The sequence below is a fragment of the Nonomuraea sp. NPDC004702 genome (assembly GCF_053601695.1).
This window is the reverse complement of the sequence record NZ_JBSGCE010000001.1, coordinates 482036-505578: the sequence shown is the minus strand read 5'-3', so window position 1 is coordinate 505578 and position 23543 is coordinate 482036. Positions and strand designations below refer to the sequence as shown.

The 23543-nt window shown below is 68.3% G+C and carries 24 protein-coding genes; 7 read left to right on the top strand and 17 right to left on the bottom strand.

The genetic code is table 11. The features are described from left to right. Positions 1-27: 27 nt before the first annotated feature. Positions 28-411 carry a hypothetical protein gene (locus ACWEJ6_RS02430; RefSeq protein WP_452420689.1) on the top strand — a complete coding sequence of 128 codons (384 nt, stop codon included), beginning with the start codon at positions 28-30 and terminating at the stop codon, positions 409-411. Here the strand turns inward: ACWEJ6_RS02430 and ACWEJ6_RS02425 are convergent. From ACWEJ6_RS02425 to sodN, 3 genes are all read right to left on the bottom strand, one after another. Beyond that, positions 408-1187 carry an RNA polymerase sigma factor SigF gene (locus tag ACWEJ6_RS02425; protein WP_352352343.1) on the bottom strand — a complete coding sequence of 260 codons (780 nt, stop codon included), beginning with the start codon at positions 1185-1187 and terminating at the stop codon, positions 408-410. The two genes, ACWEJ6_RS02430 and ACWEJ6_RS02425, sit on opposite strands and share 4 nt — an antisense overlap. A gap of 17 nt (positions 1188-1204) precedes the next feature. Beyond that, positions 1205-1630: an ATP-binding protein gene (locus tag ACWEJ6_RS02420; protein ID WP_352352342.1), complete on the bottom strand. Its 426-nt coding sequence runs from the start codon at positions 1628-1630 to the stop codon at positions 1205-1207. A gap of 126 nt (positions 1631-1756) precedes the next feature. Continuing rightward, positions 1757-2158: a superoxide dismutase, Ni gene (gene sodN / locus ACWEJ6_RS02415; RefSeq protein ID WP_352331376.1), complete on the bottom strand. Its 402-nt coding sequence runs from the start codon at positions 2156-2158 to the stop codon at positions 1757-1759. Between the two features lie 89 nt (positions 2159-2247). On the opposite strand from sodN, the gene ACWEJ6_RS02410 reads away from it, so the two are divergent. Further along, positions 2248-2541, top strand: a complete 294-nt coding sequence (locus ACWEJ6_RS02410; protein ID WP_387671253.1) for a S24 family peptidase — start codon at positions 2248-2250, stop codon at positions 2539-2541. A gap of 15 nt (positions 2542-2556) precedes the next feature. Here ACWEJ6_RS02410 and ACWEJ6_RS02405 read toward each other — a convergent pair whose 3' ends face one another. The 4 genes from ACWEJ6_RS02405 to ACWEJ6_RS02390 are packed head-to-tail and all read right to left on the bottom strand — an operon-like array spanning position 2557 to position 5469. After that, entirely contained in the window at positions 2557-2985 is a 429-nt protein-coding gene (locus tag ACWEJ6_RS02405; protein ID WP_452420686.1) for a CGNR zinc finger domain-containing protein, read from the bottom strand. 55 nt (positions 2986-3040) lie between these two features. Then, on the bottom strand, positions 3041-3784 hold the full coding sequence (locus ACWEJ6_RS02400) for an amino acid ABC transporter ATP-binding protein (protein WP_352352340.1): 744 nt from the start codon (positions 3782-3784) through the stop codon (positions 3041-3043). Further along, positions 3781-4608: an amino acid ABC transporter permease gene (locus ACWEJ6_RS02395; protein ID WP_358288969.1), complete on the bottom strand. Its 828-nt coding sequence runs from the start codon at positions 4606-4608 to the stop codon at positions 3781-3783. The genes ACWEJ6_RS02400 and ACWEJ6_RS02395 overlap by 4 nt, the downstream gene beginning before the upstream one ends. A 3-nt stretch (positions 4609-4611) precedes the next feature. Beyond that, positions 4612-5469 (bottom strand): ABC transporter substrate-binding protein, encoded by an 858-nt coding sequence (locus tag ACWEJ6_RS02390; RefSeq protein WP_397164402.1) that lies wholly within the window; start codon positions 5467-5469, stop codon positions 4612-4614. Positions 5470-5732: 263 nt separating this feature from the next. Between ACWEJ6_RS02390 and ACWEJ6_RS02385 the strand changes: the two genes are divergently transcribed. Together ACWEJ6_RS02385 and ACWEJ6_RS02380 are read left to right on the top strand one after the other, a co-directional pair. After that, positions 5733-6941, top strand: a complete 1209-nt coding sequence (locus ACWEJ6_RS02385) for an NAD(P)-dependent malic enzyme (RefSeq protein ID WP_352352337.1) — start codon at positions 5733-5735, stop codon at positions 6939-6941. 277 nt (positions 6942-7218) lie between these two features. Continuing rightward, positions 7219-8577: a hypothetical protein gene (locus ACWEJ6_RS02380; protein ID WP_358288963.1), complete on the top strand. Its 1359-nt coding sequence runs from the start codon at positions 7219-7221 to the stop codon at positions 8575-8577. An 83-nt stretch (positions 8578-8660) separates the two neighbouring features. On the opposite strand, the gene ACWEJ6_RS02375 is transcribed toward ACWEJ6_RS02380, so the two are convergent. From ACWEJ6_RS02375 to ACWEJ6_RS02350, 6 genes are all read right to left on the bottom strand, one after another. Continuing rightward, positions 8661-10244, bottom strand: a complete 1584-nt coding sequence (locus ACWEJ6_RS02375; protein WP_452420682.1) for a trypsin-like serine peptidase — start codon at positions 10242-10244, stop codon at positions 8661-8663. A 181-nt stretch (positions 10245-10425) separates the two neighbouring features. Further along, a complete protein-coding gene (locus ACWEJ6_RS02370; RefSeq protein ID WP_397164406.1) occupies positions 10426-12021 on the bottom strand; it encodes a trypsin-like serine peptidase in 1596 nt (531 codons plus the stop codon). Positions 12022-12460: 439 nt separating this feature from the next. Then, positions 12461-14044: a trypsin-like serine peptidase gene (locus ACWEJ6_RS02365; RefSeq protein ID WP_387671245.1), complete on the bottom strand. Its 1584-nt coding sequence runs from the start codon at positions 14042-14044 to the stop codon at positions 12461-12463. Positions 14045-14539: 495 nt separating this feature from the next. Continuing rightward, positions 14540-15334: an inositol monophosphatase family protein gene (locus ACWEJ6_RS02360; RefSeq protein ID WP_387671243.1), complete on the bottom strand. Its 795-nt coding sequence runs from the start codon at positions 15332-15334 to the stop codon at positions 14540-14542. A gap of 24 nt (positions 15335-15358) precedes the next feature. Next, positions 15359-15712: a hypothetical protein gene (locus ACWEJ6_RS02355; RefSeq protein ID WP_452420679.1), complete on the bottom strand. Its 354-nt coding sequence runs from the start codon at positions 15710-15712 to the stop codon at positions 15359-15361. Positions 15713-15800: 88 nt separating this feature from the next. After that, positions 15801-16016, bottom strand: coding sequence for a DUF397 domain-containing protein (locus tag ACWEJ6_RS02350; protein ID WP_449915871.1), 216 nt, complete (start codon positions 16014-16016; stop codon positions 15801-15803). A 140-nt stretch (positions 16017-16156) separates the two neighbouring features. Here ACWEJ6_RS02350 and ACWEJ6_RS02345 point away from each other — a divergent pair, with 140 nt between their 5' ends. After that, positions 16157-16417 carry a GntR family transcriptional regulator gene (locus ACWEJ6_RS02345; RefSeq protein WP_364330826.1) on the top strand — a complete coding sequence of 87 codons (261 nt, stop codon included), beginning with the start codon at positions 16157-16159 and terminating at the stop codon, positions 16415-16417. Positions 16418-16752: 335 nt separating this feature from the next. Here the strand turns inward: ACWEJ6_RS02345 and ACWEJ6_RS02340 are convergent, their stop codons facing one another. The 3 genes from ACWEJ6_RS02340 to ACWEJ6_RS02330 form a co-directional block, all read right to left on the bottom strand. Next, complete coding sequence (locus ACWEJ6_RS02340; protein ID WP_387671240.1) at positions 16753-16947, bottom strand: hypothetical protein; 195 nt, start codon at positions 16945-16947, stop codon at positions 16753-16755. A gap of 479 nt (positions 16948-17426) precedes the next feature. Then, entirely contained in the window at positions 17427-18587 is a 1161-nt protein-coding gene (locus ACWEJ6_RS02335; protein WP_358288941.1) for a trypsin-like serine peptidase, read from the bottom strand. 198 nt (positions 18588-18785) lie between these two features. Further along, positions 18786-19883, bottom strand: coding sequence for a trypsin-like serine peptidase (locus tag ACWEJ6_RS02330; RefSeq protein ID WP_452420676.1), 1098 nt, complete (start codon positions 19881-19883; stop codon positions 18786-18788). A 346-nt stretch (positions 19884-20229) separates the two neighbouring features. On the opposite strand from ACWEJ6_RS02330, the gene ACWEJ6_RS02325 reads away from it, so the two are divergent. Next, positions 20230-20472, top strand: a complete 243-nt coding sequence (locus ACWEJ6_RS02325; protein WP_352323540.1) for an SSI family serine proteinase inhibitor — start codon at positions 20230-20232, stop codon at positions 20470-20472. Between the two features lie 95 nt (positions 20473-20567). Here ACWEJ6_RS02325 and ACWEJ6_RS02320 read toward each other — a convergent pair whose 3' ends face one another. Then, the gene (locus ACWEJ6_RS02320) at positions 20568-21698 is read right to left on the bottom strand and encodes a trypsin-like serine peptidase (protein WP_452420674.1); all 1131 of its coding nucleotides are present in this window, start codon (positions 21696-21698) and stop codon (positions 20568-20570) included. 283 nt (positions 21699-21981) lie between these two features. Between ACWEJ6_RS02320 and ACWEJ6_RS02315 the strand changes: the two genes are divergently transcribed. Then, a complete protein-coding gene (locus ACWEJ6_RS02315) occupies positions 21982-23421 on the top strand; it encodes an acetyl-CoA synthetase (RefSeq protein WP_452420672.1) in 1440 nt (479 codons plus the stop codon). The last annotated feature ends 122 nt before the right edge of the window (positions 23422-23543 follow it).

The window sequence follows — 23543 nt, the reverse complement described above, 5'->3', positions numbered from 1 at the left end:
GGACCCGGGGGCGGATAGGGTTTGGCTGTGTCGAAGCGTCCGTGGAGTTTGCTCGTCGCCGCCGTCGTCGTGGCCCTGGAGGGGCTCATCGCGCTCGGGCTCGGGATCTACGTCGCGGTGGAGACGGTGGTGAGCACCCCTGACAGTCTCACCACGGCCATCGCGGAGTCGGCCTTCGGGCTGCTGATCGGGGCCGGGCTGCTCTGGGTCGCCTGGGGCGGCCTGCTGCGGGCGGAGCGGTGGGGGAGGTCGCCCGGCGTGGTGACGCAGATCTTCCTGCTGCCCGTCGGGGGCACGCTCATCCAGTCAGGTCAGCCGCTGATCGGCGTGCCGCTGGTCGTGCTGGCCCTGACCGGGCTGGGGGCGCTGTTCGCGCCCCCCACCACCCATGCGCTCTACGGGGACGGTTAGTCCTCCGCGGTCAGCCCCTCGCGCAACTGGGCGAGGGTACGGGCCAGCAACCGGGACACGTGCATCTGCGAGATGCCGAGCTCGGTCGCGATCTGCGACTGCGTCATGTTCCCGAAGAACCGCAGCAGCAGGATGCGCTTCTCGCGCGGCGGCAGCCGTTCGAGCAGCGGCTTGAGCGACTCGCGGTACTCGACGCCCTCCAGCGACTCGTCCACGATGCCCAGTGAGTCGGACACCGCGGGGGCGTCGTCGTCGCCGGAGTCGGGCGCGTCGAGGGACACCGTGGAGTAGGCGTTGGCCGACTCCAGGCCCTCCAGCACCTCCTCCTCGGTCATCTTGAGGTAGGCGGCCAGCTCGGCGACCGTGGGCGCGCGGCCCTCGCGCTGCGACAGGTCGCTGATCGCCTTGGTCAGCGAGAGCTTCAGCTCCTGCAGGCGGCGCGGCACCCGGACCGCCCAGCCCTTGTCGCGGAAGTGCCGCTTGATCTCGCCGACGATGGTGGGCGTGGCGTAGGTGGAGAACTCCACCCCGCGCTTGAGATCGAACCGGTCGATCGACTTGATCAGGCCGATCGTGGCGACCTGGGTGAGGTCGTCGAGCCACTCGCCGCGGTTGCGGAAGCGGCGGGCCAGGTATTCGACCAGCGGAAGGTGAAGCTCGACCAGCTCGTCCCTGATGCGCTGGCGTCGCGGTTCCTCGGGACCCAGCTCGGCCAGCTCGGCGAAGAGCAAGCGGGCGCGAACCCTGTCGGGCACGGCGTGTTCGCTGGTGGCCATGGCTCCAGTCCTTTCCGTCACGCCGGCCTCGCTGCGCCTCGGCGCTTACGCAGGACGATCGCCATGCGGTCGGGGGAGTCGGTCACGGCGTCGACGTCGTCGGCCAGGGCGGTCAGCACCATCCAGGCGAAGTCGTCGCGCTTGGGGGCGGAGCTGCCGACGGTGGCCACCTCGACGCTGACCTTCATCACGTCGCCGGTCAGCTCGAACTCGGCGGTCAGGTCGGTGCCCGGAACCGCCTCGCTCAGCAACATGGCGCACGCCTCGTCGACCGCGATGCGCAGATCTTCGATCTCGTCCAGGGTGAAGTCAAGCCGGGCGGCCAGGCCGGCGGTGGCCGTGCGCAGCACCGACAGGTAAGCACTCGCGGCGGGGAGCCTGATGCTCACCACGTCGCGGATGCCCGCTACACCCTCCGCACGCGTCTCGGTTTCCTCGGTCACGTTCCTCCTCGCGTTTCCGACGCCAACTGCAACTTACCGCCCCCGGGAGGTCCTTGGCGGATTCAGACTCGCCATCAACGGAAAAGGCTCTGTGCGGTCTGGACCGCACAGAGCCTTTTATGCCGTTTAGGCGGCCTTGGTCTCCCAGAAGATCTTGGAGATCTCGTCGATCTTGGCCAGGAGCTCGTCGGCCTTGCCGCCGTCGACGGTGCCCTTGGCTGCCGCGGCGCCCGCCAGCTTGGTGGCCTCCCAGAAGAGCTGGTGCAGCTGGGGGTACTGCTCCAGGTGCGGCGGCTTGAAGTAGTCGGTCCAGAGCACCCACAGGTGGTGCTTGACCAGCTCGGCCCGCTGCTCCTTGATGATGAGCGCGCGGGTGCGGAAGACCGGGTCGTCGCTGGCCTCGTACTTCTCCATGATCGCCTTGACCGACTCGGCCTCGATCCGGGCCTGGGCGGGGTCGTAGACCCCACAGGGCAGGTCGCAGTGGGCGGAAGCGACATGCTTGGGTCGTAGCAGTCGTGCGAGCATCAGAAAGTCCTTCCTTGATGCTGAATCAGCTTGGTCCACAACCGACCTTACTCGGGTCCCAACGCCTGTGGAGTAGGGGGTCTCTGCCCATGAGAGTGCGTGTCGAGGGCGATTCGATGCGTCCGGCGCTGGTCCCTGGGGACTGGCTCCTCGTCCGCCGGGGGGCCGCCGTCCGTCCGGGTGACCTCGTCGTGGCCCGGCTGCCCGGGGACCCCGATCAGCTCATCGTGAAACGCGCCCAGTGGCACGGCGAGGGCGGCTGGTGGCTGGAGAGCGACAACCAGCGCGCCGGCGGGCGCCGCGACAGCTGGGACTTCGGGCCGGTCGAGGAGATCGTCGGGCGCGTCGTGCTGCGCTACTGGCCGCTGGTGCGCCGCAGGTGACCCCTCAGAGGCCCCTCAGCCTTCCTGGGCGCTCCTGCGGCGCCGGTAGGCCGCCACGTTGGCGCGCGTGGCGCAGCGGGGGGAGCAGTAGCGGCGGGAGCGGTTGGAGGAGGTGTCGAGGAAGGCGCGGGCGCAGCGCGGCTCGTGGCAGCGGCCCAGCCGGTCGGCGCCCACCTCGGCGACGACGGCCGCCAGCCCCATCACCGCGCTGGCGGCGGAGTCATCGGCCAGGTGGAGGTGCCAGCCCTGGCCGTCGTGGTCCGACAGCCGCGGGTGCACCGGATAGCGCACGAGCAGGGCGTTGAGGCGCTCGGCCACGGCGCGCGCGTCGCCCGCGACGTCGAACACGGCGGCCAGCTCGGCGCGCAGGGCGGTCAGCTCCGGGGGAGGGGCGGGATCGTTGATCAGTCGGACCGCCCACTCTGCGTAAGAGGTCAGGTCCATGCGGGAGTATTACACGAGTCGCCGGGCCCCCGGCACCTCCGGGGGCCCGGACGGCTCACTCCTCCGGGTGCAGCACCCGGTGCAGGAACGCGCGGGTGCGCTCGTGCCGCGGGTCGCCGATCACCTGGGCGGGGTCGCCGTCCTCGACGACGACGCCGCCGTCCATGAAGACCACCCGGTCGGCCACCTGGCGGGCGAAGCCCATCTCGTGGGTGACCACGAGCATGGTCATGCCCTCCTCGGCCAGCTTGCGCATGACCGTGAGCACGTCGCCGACCAGCTCGGGGTCGAGCGCCGAGGTGGGCTCGTCGAACAGCATCAGGTCGGGGTTCATGGCCAGCGCCCTGGCGATGGCCACCCGCTGCTGCTGACCGCCGGAGAGCTGGGTGGGGTAGGAGTCGCACTTGGCGCCGACGCCCACCTTCTCCAGGTTCTCCCGGGCCACGACCTCGGCCTCCCGCCTGCCGCGCTTCAGCACGCGCTGCTGGGCGATCATGACGTTCTGCAGCGCGGTCATGTGCGGGAACAGGTTGAACTGCTGGAAGACCATCCCGATGCGGCGTCGTACGGCGTCGATGTCCACGTCGGGGTCGGTCACCTCCACGCCCTGCACGAAGACCTTGCCCTTGGTGGGCTCCTCCAGCAGGTTCACGCAGCGCAGCAGCGTGGACTTGCCCGAGCCGGACGGCCCGATGACGCACACCACCTGGCCCGGCTCGACCGTCATGTCGATGCCCTTGAGCACTTCGTTCTGGCCGAAGTACTTGTGCAGCTCTCGTAGCTCGATGGCGTGCGTCATTGGCTCCTCCGCTTACGCCCCTCAAGCCGGGACGCGAGGTAGCCCAGCGGGATCGTGACGATCAGGTACGTCACGCCGGCGACCATGATGGGCGTGGCGTTGGCGTACTGGGAGGCCAGGTCGTTGCCGAACTTGGCCAGCTCGACGTACTCGCCGGAGACGCCCAGGAACAGCACCAGCGAGGAGTCCTTGAGCAGGGACACGAACTGGTTGGTGGTCGGCGGGATCACCATGCGGATGGCCTGCGGGATGACCACCGTCACCTGCGCCCGGGTCGCGGACATGCCGAGCGACCTGGCGGCCTCCGTCTGGCCCTTGGGGACCGCCTGCAGGCCCGCCCGGAAGACCTCCGCCTGGTAGGCGGCGCCGACCAGGCCGAGGCCCAGGATGCCCTGTCCGTACGTGCCGAACGGCACCTCGAACCCGGGCAGCGCGAGCGGCAGGAAGGTGATCATCAGGAAGATGAGCAGCGCCGGCAGGCCGCGGAAGATCTCGATGTAGACGGTCGCGATCCACCGGTACGGCCGCACCTGCGACAACCGCATGAGCGCGAGCAGCAGCCCGAGCACGAACGCGAAGACGAAACCGCCCACCGTGTAGATGATCGTGTTGCGCAGCGCGATCGTGAACAGGTCGGGCAGCGCCTGCTTGGCCACGTCGACCTTGGCGAAGTTCTGGGCGAGGCTGGCCCAGTCGGCGTACAGGACGACAGCGACGAGCACGGCGGCCAGCACGACGTACTGGACGGCCCGCGTGATCCGCTGTTTCTTCCGAGGGCTGAGCCCGGCCCGGCCGGGCTCAGCGGTCTTCGGCTGGTCGGCCATGGATCAGCCCAGCTCGCCGGGCTTCTTGCCGAACCACTTCACGTAGATCTTCTCGTAGTTCCCGTCCTGCTTGGCCTTGGTGATCTCTTCGTTGATCGTCTTGAGCAGGGTCGGGTCGGCGCCCTTCTTCAGGCCGATGCCGTACTGCTCGCCGGTGTCCAGGCTGGCGATCAGCTCGAACTTCTCGGCGATCTCGGGCTTCTTCAGCCAGGTCAGCACCACGGGAAGGTCCTGGACGATCACGTCGGCCTGCCCGGCCTGCAGGGCCAGCAGCTCCTTGGCCGAGTCGGCGTACTCGGTGGGGTTGAGGCCCTGCTTCTTGACGTAGTCGAGGCCGGTCGTGCTGGCCTGCGCGCCCAGCTTGAGGTTCTTGGCCTTGACGTCCTCAAGGGACTTGGCGCCCGAGCCCTTCTTGGCCAGCAGCGCCTGGGTGGCATCGAAGTAGGGCTCGGAGAAGTCGATGTTCTGCTTGCGCTCGTCGGTGATCGTCATACCGGCGGCGGCCACGTCGCACTTGCCCGCGGCCATGGCGGCGCCACTCTTGATCACCGCGAAGTCGATGTCCACGATGTTCTGGGTCACGCCGAGTTTCTTCGCGGCGAGGTCGACGATGTCCACGTCGAACCCGACGATCTTGCCGCTGTCGTCCTTGAACTGGAACGGCTCGTACGGGATGTTCGTGCAGACCGTGAGCTTGCCGGGCTGGACGAGCTTCACGCCGCCGGCCGCGGAGGCGCTCGCGCCGGTCGTGCTGCCGGAGGAGCCTCCGGTGTCGCTGCCACAGGCGCTGAGGGCGAGAGCGGCGGTCAGGGCGAGCGCGCCGACAGCGTAGCCACGGCGGCCCTTGGGGCTGAGGGCCATGTACGGCCTCCTCGAAAGAGTTATGCCACGTAACTTGCGTTTTGTGCAGTTTAAATGGGGTTTAGCTGCGGTCCGTCATCCCGCGTTTAACGATGCGTCAACGGAACGGCGTCGGCTCCGACACCATCGACCATCTCACCATGTGGCACTATGGGGAGACGGGTGACCCCCGTAACCCCTCAGAGACGACCGACGAGGGGGAGCTTGGCAGCTACCGAAGCCAGCCCACTCGCGCTCGTACGCCGAAGGTCTCTTCCGCTCCGATGAATACAGGGGTCGCTGTGTCTGCCACGCCCGCTTCTGCTTCCGTCGAACCGCTCGACCTCGATCCGGCCTTCGCGCTCCACCGCGGGGGCAAGCTGGAGGTCCGCTCGACCATTCCCGTCCGCGACGCCGACGACCTGTCGCTCGCCTACACGCCCGGCGTCGCCCGGGTCTGCACCGCCATCGCCGAGACGCCCTCGCTGGTCAACGACTACACCTGGGTCTCCAACGTGGTCGCCGTCGTCACCGACGGCACCGCCGTGCTCGGCCTGGGCGACATCGGGCCGTCGGCCGCCATGCCGGTCATGGAGGGCAAGGCGCTGCTGTTCAAGGAGTTCGGCAACGTCGACGCCGTGCCGATCTGCCTCGACTGCACCGACGTCGACGCGCTGGTCGAGACCGTCGTGCGCCTCGCGCCGTCGTTCGGCGGCGTCAACCTGGAGGACATCAGCGCCCCGCGCTGCTTCGAGGTCGAGGACCGGCTGCGCGACCTGCTCGACATCCCGGTCTTCCACGACGACCAGCACGGCACCGCCATCGTCGCCCTGGCCGCCCTGCGCAACGCCGCCCGCCTGACCGGCCGCGCGCTCGGCGACCTGCGCGCGGTCGTGGCCGGCGCGGGCGCGTCCGGCGTCGCCGTCACCCGCATCCTGCTGGGCGCCGGCATCGGCGACATCGCGGTCGCCGACTCCAAGGGCATGATCTACGAGGGCCGCGAAGGGCTCAACCCGGTCAAGGAGGCCCTGGCCCGCGAGACCAACCGGGCCGGCCACACCGGCTCCACCGAGGAGGCCCTGGCCGGCGCCGACGTCTTCCTCGGGCTGTCCGGCTCGACCGTCTCCGAGGCGGCCATCGCGTCCATGGCGCCCGACGCCATCGTCTTCGCGCTGTCCAACCCGACCCCGGAGGTCCATCCCGAGGTGGCCGCCAGGCACGCCAGGGTGGTCGCCACCGGGCGCTCCGACTTTCCCAACCAGATCAACAACGTCCTGGCATTCCCGGGGGTCTTCCGCGGCGCCCTCGACGTGCGGGCCACGACGATCACCGAGAACATGAAGGTGGCCGCCGCCGAGGCGCTGGCCGCCGTCGTCGGCGACGACCTGTCGGCCACGTACGTCATCCCGAGCCCGTTCGACCGGCGGGTGGCCCCCGCGGTGACCGCCGCCGTGGCCGCCCAGGCCCGCGCCGACGGCGTCGCGCGCGCCTGATCCACCGTCACGAGCGGGGGCCGATCGGCCCCCGCTCGCTCGTTCTCCCGCTTCCGCCCAGGTCAGCAGGCATTGCGGTTTCCCGCCCGCGGCATGGGTAGGTGAGTTCCCCGTCCAGGTGAGCCGGATCCAGATCCTGATCCCGAGCAGGACTGGCGAAGGGATTGCGATGGAGTTCGCGTGACCTTTGGGAACTGCCGAAAAGCCTTTACGCAACGTGCTATAAAAATAGCTCTCTGTAAGGATGTGGGCGCCGACTCCTGTGACGAGGAGAGCGATGGAACGCGAGCCTAACCGACTGCTCCAGCAGCTCATCGCCGAGGCGGGTTTCTCCCACAAGGGACTGGCCAGGCGCCTCAACGACCTGGGAGCCGCGCGCGGCACCCCGGGTCTGAAGTACGACCACAGCTCTGTGCTGCGGTGGATCGGGGGTCAGAAGCCACGGGATCCCGTCCCGTGCCTGCTCACGGAGATATTCGCGCTGCGGCTCGGCCGCCCGGTGAGCTCGGAGGACCTGGGCATGCCGACCAACATCACGCCCCTCGATCTCGGTCAGGAGTTCACCCACACGTGGCAGGAGGGGGTCGCGACCGTGACGGCGTTGTGGCGGGCCGACGTGGAGAGACGGAGGTTTCTGATCGACTCCACCTTCGCGATCGGAGCAGGATCCGTCGGAGCCATACGCTGGCTGACGGCGCCTCCAGAAGGGCGTCCCAGCGGCACCGGGGCGCGCCGGGTGGGCAGGGCCGACATCGCCGCGATCCACGAGGTGACCCGGTCCTTCGGCGAGCTCGACAACCGCTTCGGCAGCGGCCGGGTCCGCTCGTCCGTCGTGAAGTACCTCGACACCGCCGTCTCCCCCCTGCTCAAGGACGGCAGCTACGGGGAGTCCACCGGCAAGCAGCTGGCCGCCGCGGCCGCCGAGCTGACCCGCCTGGCCGGCTGGATGGCCTACGACATGGAGCAGCACGGCCTGGCCCAGCGCTACCTCATCCAGGCCCTCCGCCTGGCCAGGGGCGCCGACGACCACACCCTGGGCGGCGAGATCCTGGCCGGCATGGCCCACCAGGCCATCTACATGGGCCAGCCGGCCCACGCCCTCGACCTGGCCAGGGCCGCCCAGCTCGCGGCCCGGCGGGCCGGCGTCCAGACCCTGCTGTCCTCCGCGCAGGTCCTGGAGGCCCACGCGCACGCGGGCCTCGGCGACCCCAGGTCCTGCGGGGCCTCCCTGCACCAGGCCGAGCTGGCCTTCGACGCCCGCAGGCCCACCGAGGAGCCGCGCTGGCTCAGCTACTTCGACGAGGCCTACCTGTCGGCCAAGTTCGCCCACTGCTTCCGTGACCTGGGGGAGGGCGAGCGCACGGTGCGCCTGGCGCGGCGCTCCCTCGACATGGACACCCGGTACGTGCGGGGGCGCATGTTCAACCTGTCCCTGCTGGCGGCCGGGCTGCTGGAGTGCGGCGAGCTGGAGGAGGCGTGCCAGGCGGCGGGCAACGCGCTGGCGCTGGCGGGCGAGCTGCAGTCGGCGCGGTCGCGGTCGTACGCGGCGGACCTGCGGCGGCGGCTGGAGCCCTACAAGAACGAGCGGGCCGTGATGGCGTTGCGGGAGCGTACGCGCGAGCTCACGTCTGTGTGACGGCTTCAGGACCGGTTCCGGTGGTTTCCGGGACGGGAGAAGCCCCGGGCCGTCTCTTCGGCGGTCCCGGGGCTTCGGCGTCGCTAGTCGAGCAGTTCGCCGTTCGGGCCGACGATGCTCTTGGTCTCGGCGTAGTTGGCCTTGTTGTAGACGTCGGCCACCTCGCCGTCGAAGTAGGCGGAGCTGATGAAGTCGATCCGGTCGTTGCCGTCCTGGTCGTGGAACATGCTCGTCACGCCGTTGACGTAACCGGTGCGCTTGCCGTTGTCGTACTTCATGAGCCAGGGGCCGCCGTCGGCGCCGGGGGTCATGGAGCACTTGAGCACCTGGTGCTCCTCCACCCGGAAGGTGTTGACCTGGTACGTCTTGGTGCCGGTCGTGCCGGAGCACCACTTGGGGGTCACGCCGGTGTAGGGCTTGTCGCCGTCGGGGTGGGGGGCGGCGGGGTAGCCGAAGACGGTGACCTTCTGGCCGCGCGGCTGGTTCCACGCGAAGCCCTGCCCGCCGACGACGTCGCCGAGGCGGCCCATGTCCTTGGCCTTGGCGTTGTCCGGGAAGATGAAGTACGCGTCGTGGAAGTACTTGGTCGCGCTGCTGACCTTGTACCACTGGACGACGTAGTACTGGGTCAGCCAGTAGTCGCCCAGGTTGTCCTTCCAGACCTTGCCGAGCACCTTGCCCTGAGCCTTCTCGTCAAGCTTCTGCTTGTACTGGGCCTCGGTGAGCGGGGTGTTCTTGGTGGCGCCCTTGTCGCCGTTCTTCCACAGGGCGGGGTTCTGGTTGGCGGCGGGGGCGGCGTTGTACTGGCCCTCGGTCACCTCGACCTCGTCCACGGTGGGGACCGAGTCCTCGAAGTTGCCGCCTGCCGCGTCCTTGGAGGTCACGTTGTCGGCGCGGAAGCCGCCGTTGGGGCCGTACTTGTCCAGGCCCTCCTTGTACTGCTGCTCGGCGGTCTTGCCGCCGGGGATGTCCTTGAGCTCGGTGGACTTGACGTCCTTCTTGCCGTCGAACTTGTCGAACTCCGACTTCAGCACCTGCTTGCCCTCGGCCTGTTCGGCGACCAGGGAGAAGCCGTTGTGGACCGCGACGAAGGCGAAGTCGCCGTCGTAGTCGTCGTAGGTGTCGAGGTCGTAGGACGTGAAGGCGTAGGCGCCGACGTAGACGCCCCAAGGAGCCTTGCCCTGGTAGTAGCCGGGCACGAAGATCCACTTGGCGTAGACGTCCTTGCCGGTCTCGTACACGCAGTGGCCGGCGGTCGCCACGAGGTTGCGGTTGCGAGCCTGGATGGAGGTGGCCGAGCACCAGCGGTAGCGGCCCGCGTGGTCGACGAAGAACACCTTGCCGATGGTCTTGGGCAGGTTGACGTTCTTGCTGGCCGTGGGCTTCGGCGTGCCGGTGGGAGCGGTCAGGCCGGGCTTGCCGTCGGGGGCGCCGTCCTTGCTCTGCGTGGCGACCAGCTTGGAGACGTTCTTGGCGTCCCAGTTGTACTGCGTCGCCTTGCGCAGGGCCGCGCCGTTCGCGCCCAGCCAGAACTTGGCGGTGCCGTACGCGTCGGCGGGCTTGGGCATCAGGTTGTCGGTGACCCAGTCAGGGGCGGCACTGGACGGCTGGGCAAGGAGTGCGGCGCTCAAGCCGGCGGCGGCGAGGGGGATGAGCAGGCGCTTCAAGGGAGGCTCCACGAAGTTGTCAAGAAGGGCGTCAAAACCCTATCGACCCTCTTGTCACTCTGGTAAGGGATCGTCTCAGTTTTCGCCAGAAAAGGCCGAAGGGCCCGGCAAATGCCGAGCCCTTCGGGTGAAGCTAGGTTGAGCGGAGGTTTGGACCCTCAGCCCGGTATCCGTCCGAAGATCAGCTGTCGGCCTTCGGAAGGATGGTGCCCGACCACACGTTCGCCGCGGCGGCGTAGACCGAGTTGGTCTCACCGTCGAAGTACGGCGAGGACATGTAGTCCCAGCGGTCGTTGTTGTCCGTGTCGTACAGAACGCTGGTCACGCCGTTGACGTAGCCCATGCGCTTGGCGTTGCTGTACTTGAGGAGCCACGGGGCGCCGTTGTAGCCGCCGGTGACGGCGCACTTCAGCGAGATGTGCTCTTCGATCTTCAGGCTCGGGACCTTGGTCGCCTTCGCGCCGGTCTTGCCGTAGCACCACTTCGGCGTAACGCCGGAGTAGGGCTTCGAGCCGTCGGGGTGCTTGGCGTAGGGGTAGCCGAAGGTACGGACGTACTTACCGGTGGGCTGGTTCCACGCGAAGCCCTGGCCACCGACGTTGTCGCCGAGGCGACCCGTGTCGGTCAGGGACAGGTCCCCACCCGGGTAGATGAAGAACGAGTCGTGGAAGTACTTGGTCGCGCTGCTGACCTTGTACCACTGGATGACGTAGTACTGGGTCAGCCAGTAGTCGCCCAGGTTGTCCTTCCAGACCTTGCCGAGCACCTTGCCCTGAGCCTTCTCGTCAAGCTTCTGCTTGTACTGAGCCTCGGTGAGCGGGGTGTTCTTGGTGGCGCCCTTGTCGCCGTTCTTCCACAGGCCGGGGTTCTCGTTGGCGGCGGGGGCGGCAGCGTACTGGCCCTCCGTCACCTCGACCTCGTCCACGGTGGGAACGGAGTCCTCGAAGTTGCCGCCAGCCGGCTCCTTGGAGGTCACGTTCTCGGCGCGGAAGCCACCGTTGGGGCCGTACTTGTCCAGGCCCTCCTTGTACTGCTGCTCAGCGGTCTTCCCACCGGGGATGTCCTTGAGCTCGGTGGACTTGACTTCCTTCTTGCCCTCGAACTTGTCGTACTCGGCCTTGGTGACCTGGTGCGACTCAACCTTGCTGTAGTTGAGGTTGACACCGTTGTAAACGGTGACGAACGCGTAGTCGCGGTCGAAGTCCTCGTAGTTCGAGAAGTCGTAGTGCGTGAAGGCCTGCTTGCCCACGTAGATGCCCCACGGGGTCTTGCCCTGGTAGTAACCCGGGACGAACACCCAGCGGGAGACGACCTCGTCGTTGGCGGCGATGTCGTACACGCAGTGACCAGCCGTCGCAACCAGGTTGCGGTAGTTCGACTGGATGGAGGTGCCGGAGCACCAGTACAGCTTGCCGTCGCGACCCTCGAAGAAGACCTTGCCGATGGACTTCGGCAGGTTCACGTTCTGGGACTTGACCGTGACGGTCTTCTCGGCGCCGATCGGCGGGGTGGAGCCGGGCTTGCCGTCAGCGACGTACCCGCCCTTCTGCACGATCTTCTTGACGTCCTTGTTGTCCCAGTAGTAGGCCGTGGCCTGCCGCAGGGCAGCGTTGTCGGACTTGGTCCAGAAGTTGATGATCTCAGCAGCCTTCTGCTGGCTGGCAGCCAGAGCGGCGGCGTCGACGTCCGGGTCGGCCTGAGCGGCACCGGCGAGGCCGGCGGCCAGCAGACCAGTGGCCAGAATGGCGCCACCGGCGGGGAGGAGGATGCGCTTCAAGGTAACTCCTTGCGCTGTCGTGGAACGCCTCTTGCGTCCCATGCGTCAGTAAAGGGATAGCCAGGAACATACAGTGTCGATCTTGAAGTCGGGTAGCCGCTTTGAGAGGAAAAGATGCGACAAGCCGGGCGTTATCGTTCTGTGATGTTTAGGGCGTTGTGGCGCAGGAGTCAGGGGAAGTCGGGCTTGAGGGCGTTTGCCCTGATCAACATGAACGAGGGGCGGGCGGCGGTTGCGGGGTCGCCGCTCGGTCTTGATCGGGTCCGCGAGAGCAGTGTGACGCAGATCACATCGGCCTGATGGCACCGTTTCGGCGTCGCATGCGTCCAAACGCCTTCACTTTCCGGCCCGGAAAGGCCGAAGGGCCCGGCGGATGCCGAGCCCTTCGGTTGCTGACGGTTCGTACGAGCGGTCAGGACCGCCCGTCGGAAGCCGTCAATCAGACGATCTTGCCGGACCAAACGTTGGCAGCGGCCTTGTAGACGACGTTCGTCTCACCGTCGAAGTACGGCGAGGAGATGTAGTCCACGCGGTTGTTGCCGTCCTGGTCGTTGAAGGTGCTGGTGACACCGTTCACGTAACCGAGGCGCTTGGAGTTGCTGTAGTTGAGGAGCCAAGGACCACCGTCGGCGCCCTCGGTCATGGCGCACTTGAGCGCCACGTGCTCCTCGATCTTCTTGGCGGCCGAACCGACCAGCTTCTTGGTGGTCTTGCCGTAGCACCACTTCGGCGTGATGCCGGTGTAGTTCTTGTGGCCGTCGGGGTGCGGCGCGGCCGGGTAGCCGAACACGCGGACGTACTTGCCCGTGGGCTGGTTCCAGGCGAAGCCCTGGCCGCCGACGTTGTCGCCGAGGCGACCGGCGTCCTTGGCCGCGACGTCTCCACCGGTGTAGATGAAGAACGAGTCGTGGTAGTACCGGGTCGTCTTGGTGACCTTGTACCACTGGACGACGTAGTACTGGGTCAGCCAGTAGTCGCCCTGGGCGTCCTTGTAGACCTTGCCGAGAACCTTGCCCGCAGCCTTCTCGTCAAGCTTCTGCTTGTACTGAGCCTCGGTGAGCGGGGTGTTCTTGATGGCACCCTTGTCGCCGTTCTTCCACAGGCGGGGGTTCTCGTTGGCGGCGGGGGCGGCGTTGTACTGGCCCTCGGTCACCTCGACCTTGTCGACCGTGGGGATCGCGTCGGTGAAGTTACCGCCGGAGGCCTCCTCGGTCGTGGTGGTCTCGGCACGGAAGCCACCGTTGGGGCCGTACTTGTCCAGGCCCTCCTTGTACTGCTGCTCGGCGGTCTTGCCGCCGGGGATGTCCTTGAGCTCGGTGGACTTGACGTCCTTCTTGCCCTCGAACTTGTCGAACTCCGACTTGAGGACCTGCTTCTCCTGGACCGCGCTGGTCGAGAGGGAGACGCCGTTGTACACGGTCACGAACGCGTAGTCGCGGTCGTAGTCCTCGTACACGTCGAAGTCGTAGTGGGTGAAGGCCTGCTTGCCCACGTAGATGCCCCACGGAGCCTTGCCCTGGTAGTAACCGGGGACGAAGACCCACTTGGACATGACGTCGGCGTTGGCGCCGGTGTCGTAGACGCAGTGACCGGCCGTGGCGACCAGGTTGCGGTACTTCGACTGGAGCGAGGTGGCGGAGCACCACTTCTTCTCGCCCTTGCCGTTGACGAAGAACACCTTGCCGATGGTCTTCGGCATGTTGACGTTCTGCGTCTTGGCGGTGGTCTTCTTCTCCTCACCAATCGGGGCAGTGGTGCCCGGCTTGGTGTCGGCGCTGTAGCCGCCCTTGCTCTGCAGCTTGGCGACGTCCGCCTTGTCCCAGACGTTGGACTCGGTGGCGGCCCGGAGGGCGGCACCGTTGTTCTCGGCCCAGAAACCGGCGATCGCCTTCGCGTTGGCCGCGCTCGCCGCCATCGCGTCGGTGGAGATGTCGCTGTCGGCCGAGGCCGTACCGGCGAGGCCGGCGGCCAGGAGGCCGGTAGCCAGGATGGCGCCACCGGCGGGGATGAGGATGCGCTTCAAGGGAACTGCTCCTTGGTCTGTCGTGGGTCGCAACATGCGTCCCATGCGTCAGTAAAGGGATAGCAAGGAACATAGCCAGTGATCTCCGCAGGTGAAAGCCGTTCTGGAGGGATCGGTAAGGGGCGTTTCCGCCGTTATCGTGCTGTTATCTGTCAGAGGCTTTGGCGTGACGTTACCGGAAGGTGATGTTTTCGCTGGACCTGTAGGGGATTTGACGGTCGGGACGAAAGTTCCGTTAGCCGGTCGTCGCGCTGTGTGATCGCATGAATGTGATCCAGATCACAGGAACCAGATTGGGGCCCCATCCGTCTAAATCGGCCCGCCACTCACAGGTGATCTTCAGGTTCGGCTCAGGATCCCTCAGGTTTCGACAATCTGCCCGATTTCGTAGGGGGCTCGGACCCAACACGCCCTGCGTGCTATGTGGCTGTTTGGGGTGTTTGTCGTTTTTGGGCATGGCGAAGCGGGGGCGGCGGCAGCCGCGACCCCCAGGTGTCAGGGGAGAAGGATGGTGCGGACCGTTCGCCAGGAAGCCGCGTCGGCTGCGTTGAGCAGGCCCGGTCTGGGGACGGACGGGCTGTACGGGGTGGCGTCGAGGTGGCGGGCGGCGCCGCCGGCCTCCGTCAGCAGCAGGACGCCCGGCGCGTGGTCCCAGGGGAGCGTCCGGTGGAACAGCAGGAAGTCCTGGTCGCCGTTCAGGAGGCGGGGATAGTCCACGCCGGCGCACTTCGTCCCCGGGGTGAGGGCGGCGAAGCGGGGTTCGGCTGCCGCCACGTGGGCCTTGGCGTCGTCGTCCAGGAAGCGGGTGAGGACGGCGCCGCGCAGCCGGGCGGGGTCGGCGGGAGGCGCGGCGCGGTGGACGGGGATGCCGTTCCGCCAGGCTCCGGAGCCGAGCTCGGCGACGTAGACGTCGTCCTCGGCCGGCCGCACGATCCAGGACGCGACCGTCTGGCCCGACCGGACCAGGGCTGCCATCACCGCGTACTCGGGGCGGCCCGCGACGAAGTTGGCCGTGCCGTCCAGGGGGTCGACCAGCCAGGCGGTGGGGGCGTCGTGCAGGGCGGACAGGAGCGCGGGGTCGGCGGAGGCCGCCTCCTCGCCGACCACGGGGGCGTCCAGGAGGTCGCGGAGGCGGCGGCTGATCAGCTCCTCGGCCTCGCGGTCGGCCACGGTGACCACTTCGCCCGGTGTCTTCTCCGAGACGTCACCGGCGGCGAGGGAGCGGAACCGGGGGAGGATCGCGATCTCGGCGGTCTCGCGAAGGATCTCGGTCACCGCGTCGATCAGCATGGGGCCCATGCTAGACATCGGGTGCTATGGGGCTGAAGGGGGCCTTCGTCCGTGGGGGCGGTTGATCGGGCATGAATGGGAGACGTGCCGGTTCGGGCAGCAGATCACGCCGATCGTTGCCAGTCGTTCCCCGAGAGGGATCCCCTCGGGCGGTTGGAGCTGGTCGCGCGTCTTCCCGTACTCGGCCGCCAGCCACTTGGTCGCCGGTTCGGGGATCTCGAACGTGGCCACGACGCGCGCCGCCGGCTTGGCCAGCCAGTCGCCCGTACGCATCGGGGGCAGCGGCGAGGTGGGGAAGTCGGGGGAGCCGGCGCGGCGTTCGGCCTCTCTCCCGCGCTCGGCGCCGTTGCCGGTCCACAGGTAGGCGTGCCAGTGCATGGTGCTCCCCTGTGGTCGGCGGGGCCGCCCCTGCTCGTTTCGGTCCTTGGGCCTTGATTTCGGGCAGGGGCGGCTGTCTCGGTCTCTGCTAGATGGTGGCGATTCCCGCGGCGCGCAGCTCGGTGCCGGTGAAGCGGAGCGTTCCGGCGTCGGGGTTCTTGGAGTCGCGGAGTGCGTAGGCGTCGTCGATGCCGGGGATCTGCGCGATCAGGACGCAGGTCTCCACGTGGTCGCCCGGTGGGCCGTCGCCGCGAAGTTGGGTGAAGGGCACGTCATCGAGGTTGCCGCGGTACAGGTCTGTCATGAGTGCTTCCTTTCGTCTCGTCAGCGGCCCGCGGGGGGATCGCTTGGAAGATACAAGCACTAGACATGATAGGACCTCTCCATACCTTGGATGAGGTAGTCACTTGTCCTCGTAGGTTCTGCGTCCCTTAGCGTTTTTCTATGGCCTTGGTGGACAAAAGCGACCGCATCGACCATGTCGGGCCGAACCTGGTGTGGCGGCAACTGGCCGAGGACGTCGAGGCCGACATCGCCTCCGGCCTGCTGGCCCCCGGCGCCAAGCTGCCCGCCGAGCTGGAGCTGGCGAGCCAGTATGGCGTCTCCCGGGTGACGGTCCGGCGCGCGGTCAAGGATCTGGCGGAACGCGGCCTGCTGGTCGTCGTCCATGGGCGGGGGACGTTCGTGTCGCGTGGTTCCGCGTAAGTGGGCGTGGCGCTGGATGCTCGCTCTGGGGGCACGGCCAGCCGCCTCGTCGGCGCCGGGAGGTCGTGCCCGTCAAGCGTCGGATCGTCCACCGGGCGTTGCTGCGGGCGACGCCCAGCTGGAGTCGATACAGGTGCGCAGGTCGCGCTCGTCAACCGGTACGACGTCAAGGCGGAGGGGGCGCCCACGTACACCGGGGGGCCGGACGACACCGGGGCGCTGGCGGGCTGTCTGGCCGCTCATTCGCCGGTGACGGCTCCGGCGGGCGATCGCGCCACCGTCCGGTAGTCAGCGGGTCGGCCGTGCGTCCGGCCCGCTTGTTCTGCCCTTCGCGGTCACCAGCTGCGGACGCGGGGGCGGCGGCGCATGCGTTCCAGCATCGCCTCGTTGAAGGCCGCGGACACGGATGCGAACTCACCGTCCTCGATCGCTCGGTCGACGTACGCCTTGACGTGGGGGTCGAGGGTGATCGTGACCTCCGGTGCCGTCGTGGCGGGAGCGGTCGCGGGCTCGTCCTGATCCTCGGTCATACCGACATCTTGCGCCACAAGGGCTGGCGAATCACGCCCCGAAACGCTGCGGATTCGACAGGCAGCACAAGGACGGTTGTGGCCGGGGCGGGTTCATCGGACATGGGCTCCCAAGAAGCCCTGCCGGCGACGGATGCCCAGCGAGCTTCCAGTGGGAGTGTCAGGAACGCGGGTGGGGCATGCCGTCCGCGGTGGGGTGGGCGGTGAGAGCGGGAGTTCCATGGCGCCGCAGGCGCGTGGGGTGCGCCGGTAGGCGCCTGATCGGGAAGGGTCTGAGCCCTTGTGGGCGCGGAGCGCTTTCCTGGGAAGTCGATTGACGGGGCCGAGCGAGCTGTGGGCACGGCTTTCTGGCTGGAACCCGGATGGGGGCCTTGTGGGCGCGGAGCGCCTTTCCTGGGGGGAGGCGAATCGGTGGGTGGACAGGTGAGGGCCCCGGCGGCAAGGAGCAACGCCGGGGCCCTCTCTCCCCTGGTGAGGGCTTACTTGTAGAGCTCCCCGTTAGGCCCCACGATCTTCCCCGACGGGAAGTTGGTGGCCGCCTTGTACACGGCCGCCGTCTCGCCGTCGAAGTAGGGCGAGGTGATGTAGTCGATGCGGTCGTTGCCGTCCTGGTCGGCGAAGGTGCTGGTGACACCGTTCACGTAGCCGAGGCGCTTGGCGTTGCTGTAGTTCAGCAGCCACGGCCCGCCGTCGTAGCCGGGGGTGACGGCGCACTTCAGGCCGACGTGCTCCTCGATCTTGAGCCAGGACGCGCCCACGGTCTTGGCCGTCGTCTTGCCGTAGCAGTGCTTCGGCGTGACACCGCTGTACGGCTTGTTGCCGTCGGGGTGCGGGGCCGCCGGGTAGCCGAAGGTGCGGACGAACTTGCCCGTCGGCTGGTTCCAGGCGAAGCCCTGGCCGCCCACGGCGTCGCCGAGCCGGCCGGCGTCCTTGGACAGCAGGATGTAGTAGTGGCCGCCCCAGGCGCGCTTCGGGCCGCTGAAGCGCTCGAAGTCCTTGCGGTCCACCTGCTTCACGCCGTCGAACTGGATGCCGTTGTAGACGGTGACGAACGCGTAGTCGCGGTCGTAGTCCTCGTAGTTGTCGAAGTCGTAGTGGGTGAAGGCCTGCTTGCCCACGTAGATGCCCCAGGGGGCCTTGCCCTGGTAGTAGCCCGGGACGAAGACCCAGTTGGACAGCGTGTCGCTGTTGCTGTCCGTGTCGTACACGCAGTGGCCGGCGGTGGCGACCAGGTTGCGGTTGCCCGACTGGATGGAGGTGGCCGAGCACCAGCGGAACTTGCCGGAGCCGTCGACGAAGAAGACCTTGCCGATGCTCTTGGGCAGGTTCACGTTCTGGGACGCGCCGCCCTTCTGAGCGCCGGTCGGCGCGGTCATGCCGGGACGGCCGTCGGGGTCGTAGCCGCCCTTGGAGACGACCTTCCGCACTTCCTTGGAGTCCCAGGTGTACTGCGTGGCCTGGCGGAGGGCGGCGCCGTTGGAGGCGATCCAGAAGGAGGCGATCGAGGCGGCCTGGGAGTTGCTGCCGGCCATCGGGTCGTTGGAGACACCGCCGTCGGCCTGGGCGGTGGCGGAGAGCCCGGCGGCCAGAAGGCCGGTCGCCACGACCGCGCCGCCGACGGGGAGGAGGATTCGCTTCAAGGTAACTCCAGGTTGCGCTGACAGGAGGCGCCTCTTGCACCCCGAAATTCAGCAAACGGACGACCCGGAACCTATAACGCTGACAGGGCGAATGGAAATTTTCGGTAGATCAAGTCAGCGCTCCCACCCAGCGCCGTTACCGTACCGAGATCAATGGATCGGCTGATCACGTCTTGTGATCACCTGGTTGCATGTGACTTACGTCACATTTCCCGGCGTGGTGAGTGCGGCGGCGCGTCGGTAGACCTCCGCGGTGGTCGTGTCGAAGTACGGCGACGACACCGCGTCGTAGGCGCCCTTGGCATCCCTGTTCCAGGTCAGGCTGTTGACGCCGTTCAGGTTGCCGAGCCCGCGGGCCGCGTCGTACTCGACCAGCCAGGGACCGCCGCTGGCGCCGGGGCTGAAGGCGCACGGCTGGAGCCGGACGCCCTTCTGCAGGTCGAGCGCGGGAGCCACGGTCCAGTACGTGACGCTGCCCTGGCACGTCCGCAGCGTCTTGCCGTCGAACGGACGGCTGCCGTCGGGCTGGACGCCGGCCGGGAAGCCGAACGCCGTCATGGTGGCGGCCGCCGGCTTCCTGTTGATCTCCAGCCCCTGGCCGCCCACGTTGTCCTGGAGGCGGCCGACGTCCTTCATCGTGTACGTGCCGTCCTTGGCCTGCTCCCAGACGAACCCGCGGTGCACGGTCACGAACGCGTAGTCGAAGTCGTAGTCGCCCTTGCCGGACCAGTCCTCGTGCATGCTGAGCGCGGCGCCCACGTAGATCCCGTCGGGCGTCTCGCCGTTGGGCCCGGGGTTGGGGACGAAGATCCAGTATTCGGCGGCCTTGGCCTGGCGGGAGTCGTACGCGCAGTGGCCGGCCGTGGCCACGACGCTGCGGTTGCGGGCGGCGACTGCGCTGGCCGAGCACCAGTACTGCTTGGCGCCGAACTTGAAGAAGACCTTGCCCATGGTCTTGCCGGTGCCCCCCTGCTTGGGCTGCACGGGCGCGATGCCCTGCGTCGCGGACGTCCGGCGCACCGCCGTCACGGGCGAGGCGGGCCCGGAGGCGGCGCCGGCCGAGGACGTCGGGGCGGCCTGCGCGCCCGGCGTGGCGGGGCTGTAGCTGTCGGCCTGCTTGAGCTGGTCGGGACGCCAGTAGTCGGCGACCTTCTTCATGTCGGCGGCGGTCTTGGCCAGCGTGACGCCGAAGACCCGGCTCGCCGGCGCGGCGTTCGCGATCCCCGTGAAGGCAGGCAGCAACAGCAGCGCGCCGCCCAGGGCGGCCGCCGCCAGTTGCCTGGCCCGGGAGATCATGAAATGCCTTTCTTGGGGTCGTAAGGGTGGATTTTTCCAGATCAACTGCCTGTATTGCAGCCCGGATAGAGATTCGTTACCTGATCAAGAGTGCACCGTGTGCGATAAGGACACCATCAGCCGATCCCTCCCGATACGCGTAAATGATCACGCGTGTCGGTCGTTGCCCCAGGTCAGAGGGCTGATAGAGGCTGCGCCTATGCACCGAATTCTCTGCATCATCGCGCTTTCCTGCGCCGCATTCGCCGCCGCTCCAGTGGCGAACGCCACGACCGGGCCGCCCGATGTCCGGACGTCGCACAAGGACCAAAGGCTTTTCCGGATCAGCGTCGGAGATCGGCAGGGCGTGCTGGAGTGCACCCCCGGCCGGGTCGCGCCGGGGCAGGTCGCGGCCTGTTCCGCTCTCGAACAGGTGGGCGGGAACCCGGCCCGTCTGAGCGGTCGTACGGGGGTCTCCTGCACCGCCGACTACGAGCCGGTGGACGTACGGGCGGAGGGCGTCTGGGACGGCGACCGCTACCGCTACTCGCAGACCTTCCCCAACGCCTGCGCCCTCGCCGTCGCCACGGGCCCGGTCTTCCGCGTCTGAGGCGCGGTTCTGAGGCGTACGCCCGGGAGATCGACGACCGGGGAAGGCCCCGGATCCCGCCGAGGAGGATCCGGGGCCTCGTCTGCCGGGCCGGATCACGGCATGTCGCCGGTCCAGCGGTTGGCGGCGGCCTTGTAGACGTCGTAGGTGTCGGTGTTGAAGTACGGCGACGAGATGTGGTCGTAGCGGTCGTTGCCGTCGGTGTCCCACGCGACGCTGTTCACGCCCACCAGGTAGCCGGTGCGTGTGGAGTTCCGGTAGTCGTAGATGAACGGGCCGCCGCCGGCGCCGGCGGTGAAGGAGCACCTGAAGCCGATCTGCTCCTGCAGGTCGTACTTCTTGGCCTCGGGCATCGGAGCCGTCCTGCCGTAGCACCACTTCATGGTGCGGCCGGTGTACGGCTTGTCGCCGTCGGGGTGCCCGCCGGCCGGGTAGCCGAAGGAGAACACGTTCAGCTTCGTGCTGCGGTTCCAGGTGAAGCCCTGGCCGCCGACGTTGTCACCGAGGCGGCCGGCGTTCTTGACGGTCCAGTGCCACCGGTTGCCGGTCTTCTCCCAGCTCACCTTGATGCCGTTGTAGACGTTGACGAACGCGTAGTCGAAGTCGTAGTCCTCCTTCACCACGAAGTCGTCGTGCGCGTTGAACGTCTTGGCGGCGTAGATGCCGTACGGCGCCTTGCCCTCCCACACGTTGTCGCCGTCCCAGTACGACGGGATGAAGATCCAGTTGTCGTAGAAGGTGTTCTTCTGGGGGTCGTAGACGCAGTGGGCGGAGGTCGCCACCAGATTGTGGTACTTGCCCTGTACGGAGCTGGCCGAGCAGTACCGCCAGTTCTTCGGGTCGCGCGGGTCGGTCCGGGGCAGAGTGAAGAACACGCGGCCGACCGTGTTGGGCAGGTCGACCTGCCGGCTCTTGCCCGCCTTCGCCTTCTCCCCGCCGATCGGCGGGACCGATCCGGGCGGCCCGTCGGGGGTCTGGTCGCCGCCCCTGCCGCCCCTGACACCTCTGGACGACACGTCGAGCGCGCCGTCGTGGTCGGTGGCGAGCTTGATGCGGTCCGGCGTCCAGAACTGCATGGCCTGCTCGGCGGGGGTCGCCGCGTTCCTGGACACGACGTCGGGCGCCGAGGTCGCCTCCGCCGTGGCGCCGGTGGTCGTGCCGGCGGCCAGGGCGGCGGCCACCAGCGCGGCGAGGGTGATCGCGATGCGCCTTGCTCGGGAATGCATGGAACTCCTCTCGGTTCTCGGCGGCCCAGAGCGGGGTGCTGCGCCCCGGTGGGCCAGGAAAACGTTGAGCACGCTAATGAATGACGCAACCCGCCAGCCAGAAAGCGGTGCGAAAAGGTCGGCTCCGCCTCCGTTTTGTTATGGAAATAGCGAAATCACATGTATTCAAAAAAAGCATCTCCGCAGGTCAGAAGGGTAGTGAAGAGTCTGAGACACCAGCGGTAACGCTGATTATCAAACGCCACTGCTTATCAACCGAATGTTGTTCTGGTTAGATGTCGGTATGGATCCACGCACCCCCTGTCTCATCGGCATCGCACAACGCACCGTGCGCGAACAGCCCGGCCCGGAACCCCTCGATCTGTGGGAATCGGTCGCCCGCGAGGCGGCCGAAGACGCCCGGCTGCCCGCCGGGCGGCTCGACTCGATCCAGATCGTCCACACCGACTCCTGGCAGTACGACTCGCCCACCGGGCGGCTGGCCGAGCGCCTGGGCGCCACGCCGCGCCACACCGCCTACTCCAAGGTCAGCGGCACGGCTCCGCAGCTCCTCATCGGCGCTGCCGCGGCCCGGATCGCGGCGGGCGACCTGGACTGCGCGCTGATCACCGGGGCCGAGGCGCTGGCCACCCGGCGGGCCTACCGGCGGGCGGGCGAGCACGTGCCGTGGAGCCACGCCGCCGATCCCAAGCCGCCCTACGGCTGGGAACGGCCCCCGCACCCCGCCGAGCTGGCGCACGACCTGTTCCTGCCCGTGCACACGTACGCGATCATGGAGACCGCGCGGCGGGCGGCGGCCGGGATGACGGTCGAGGAGGAGATGCTCGACCGGGGCCGGATGATGGCGCCGATGACCGAGGTGGCCGCGGCCAACCCGTACGCGTGGCGGCGGGCCGTGCGCACGCCCGAGGAGCTGGTGAAGGGCAACCGGTTCGTCGGCTGGCCTTACACCAGGAACACCGTGGCGGTCATGGAGGTCGACCAGGCGGCGGCCGTCGTCCTGGCCTGCGCGGAGCTGGCCGACCGGCTGGGGGTGCCGGACGAGCGGCGGGTCTACCTGCGCGGCTGGGCGTACGCCGAGGACACCTGGGAGGTGGCGGCGCGGCCGGCGCTCGGCTCGTCGCAGGCGATCGGGGCCGCCGCCGAGGCCGCCTTCCGGCGCGCCGGGCTCGGCCTCGCCGACATGGACGCGCTCGACCTGTACAGCTGCTTCGCCGTCGCGTTGCGGCAGGCGTGCGACGCGATCGGGCTCGACCCGTACGACCGGCGCGGCCTGACGGTCACCGGCGGCCTGCCGTACGCCGGCGGCCCGGCCAGCGACTACGTGCTGCACTCGACGGCCACGATGGCCGGGCTGCTGCGCACGCAGCCGGGCCACGGGCTGGTGACCGGCGTGGGGATGCACCTGACGAAGCACACGTACGCGGTGTGGTCCAGCGAGCCCGGCGGGCCGCCCGGGGACGCCGTCCCGGTGTTCACGGCGGCCGGGGTGCCCGTCGTGGGCTCGTACGCCGGGCCCGCCACCGTGGCCGGCTACACGGTCGCGCACGGCCCGGACGGCGAGCCGGACAAGGGCATCCTCGTCGTCGACCTGCCGGCCGGCGGGCGGGCGCACGCGCACGTGCTGGAGCCGGAGCTGCTGGCCGACGCCATGTCCCGGGAGCTCGTGGGGCAGCGGGTCGACCTGGTCGCGGGCGACGGACCCAACGTGGCCACCTGGTGATCCCGCCGAGGTTGTGAAGTTGTGACCTCGTACGGCGACTTCGCCGGGTTCGAGGGCTTGCGCGGGCGGATGTCGCTCAACTGAACTGGGGGTGAAGGGCGCAACCCGCACTAACCCGGCGA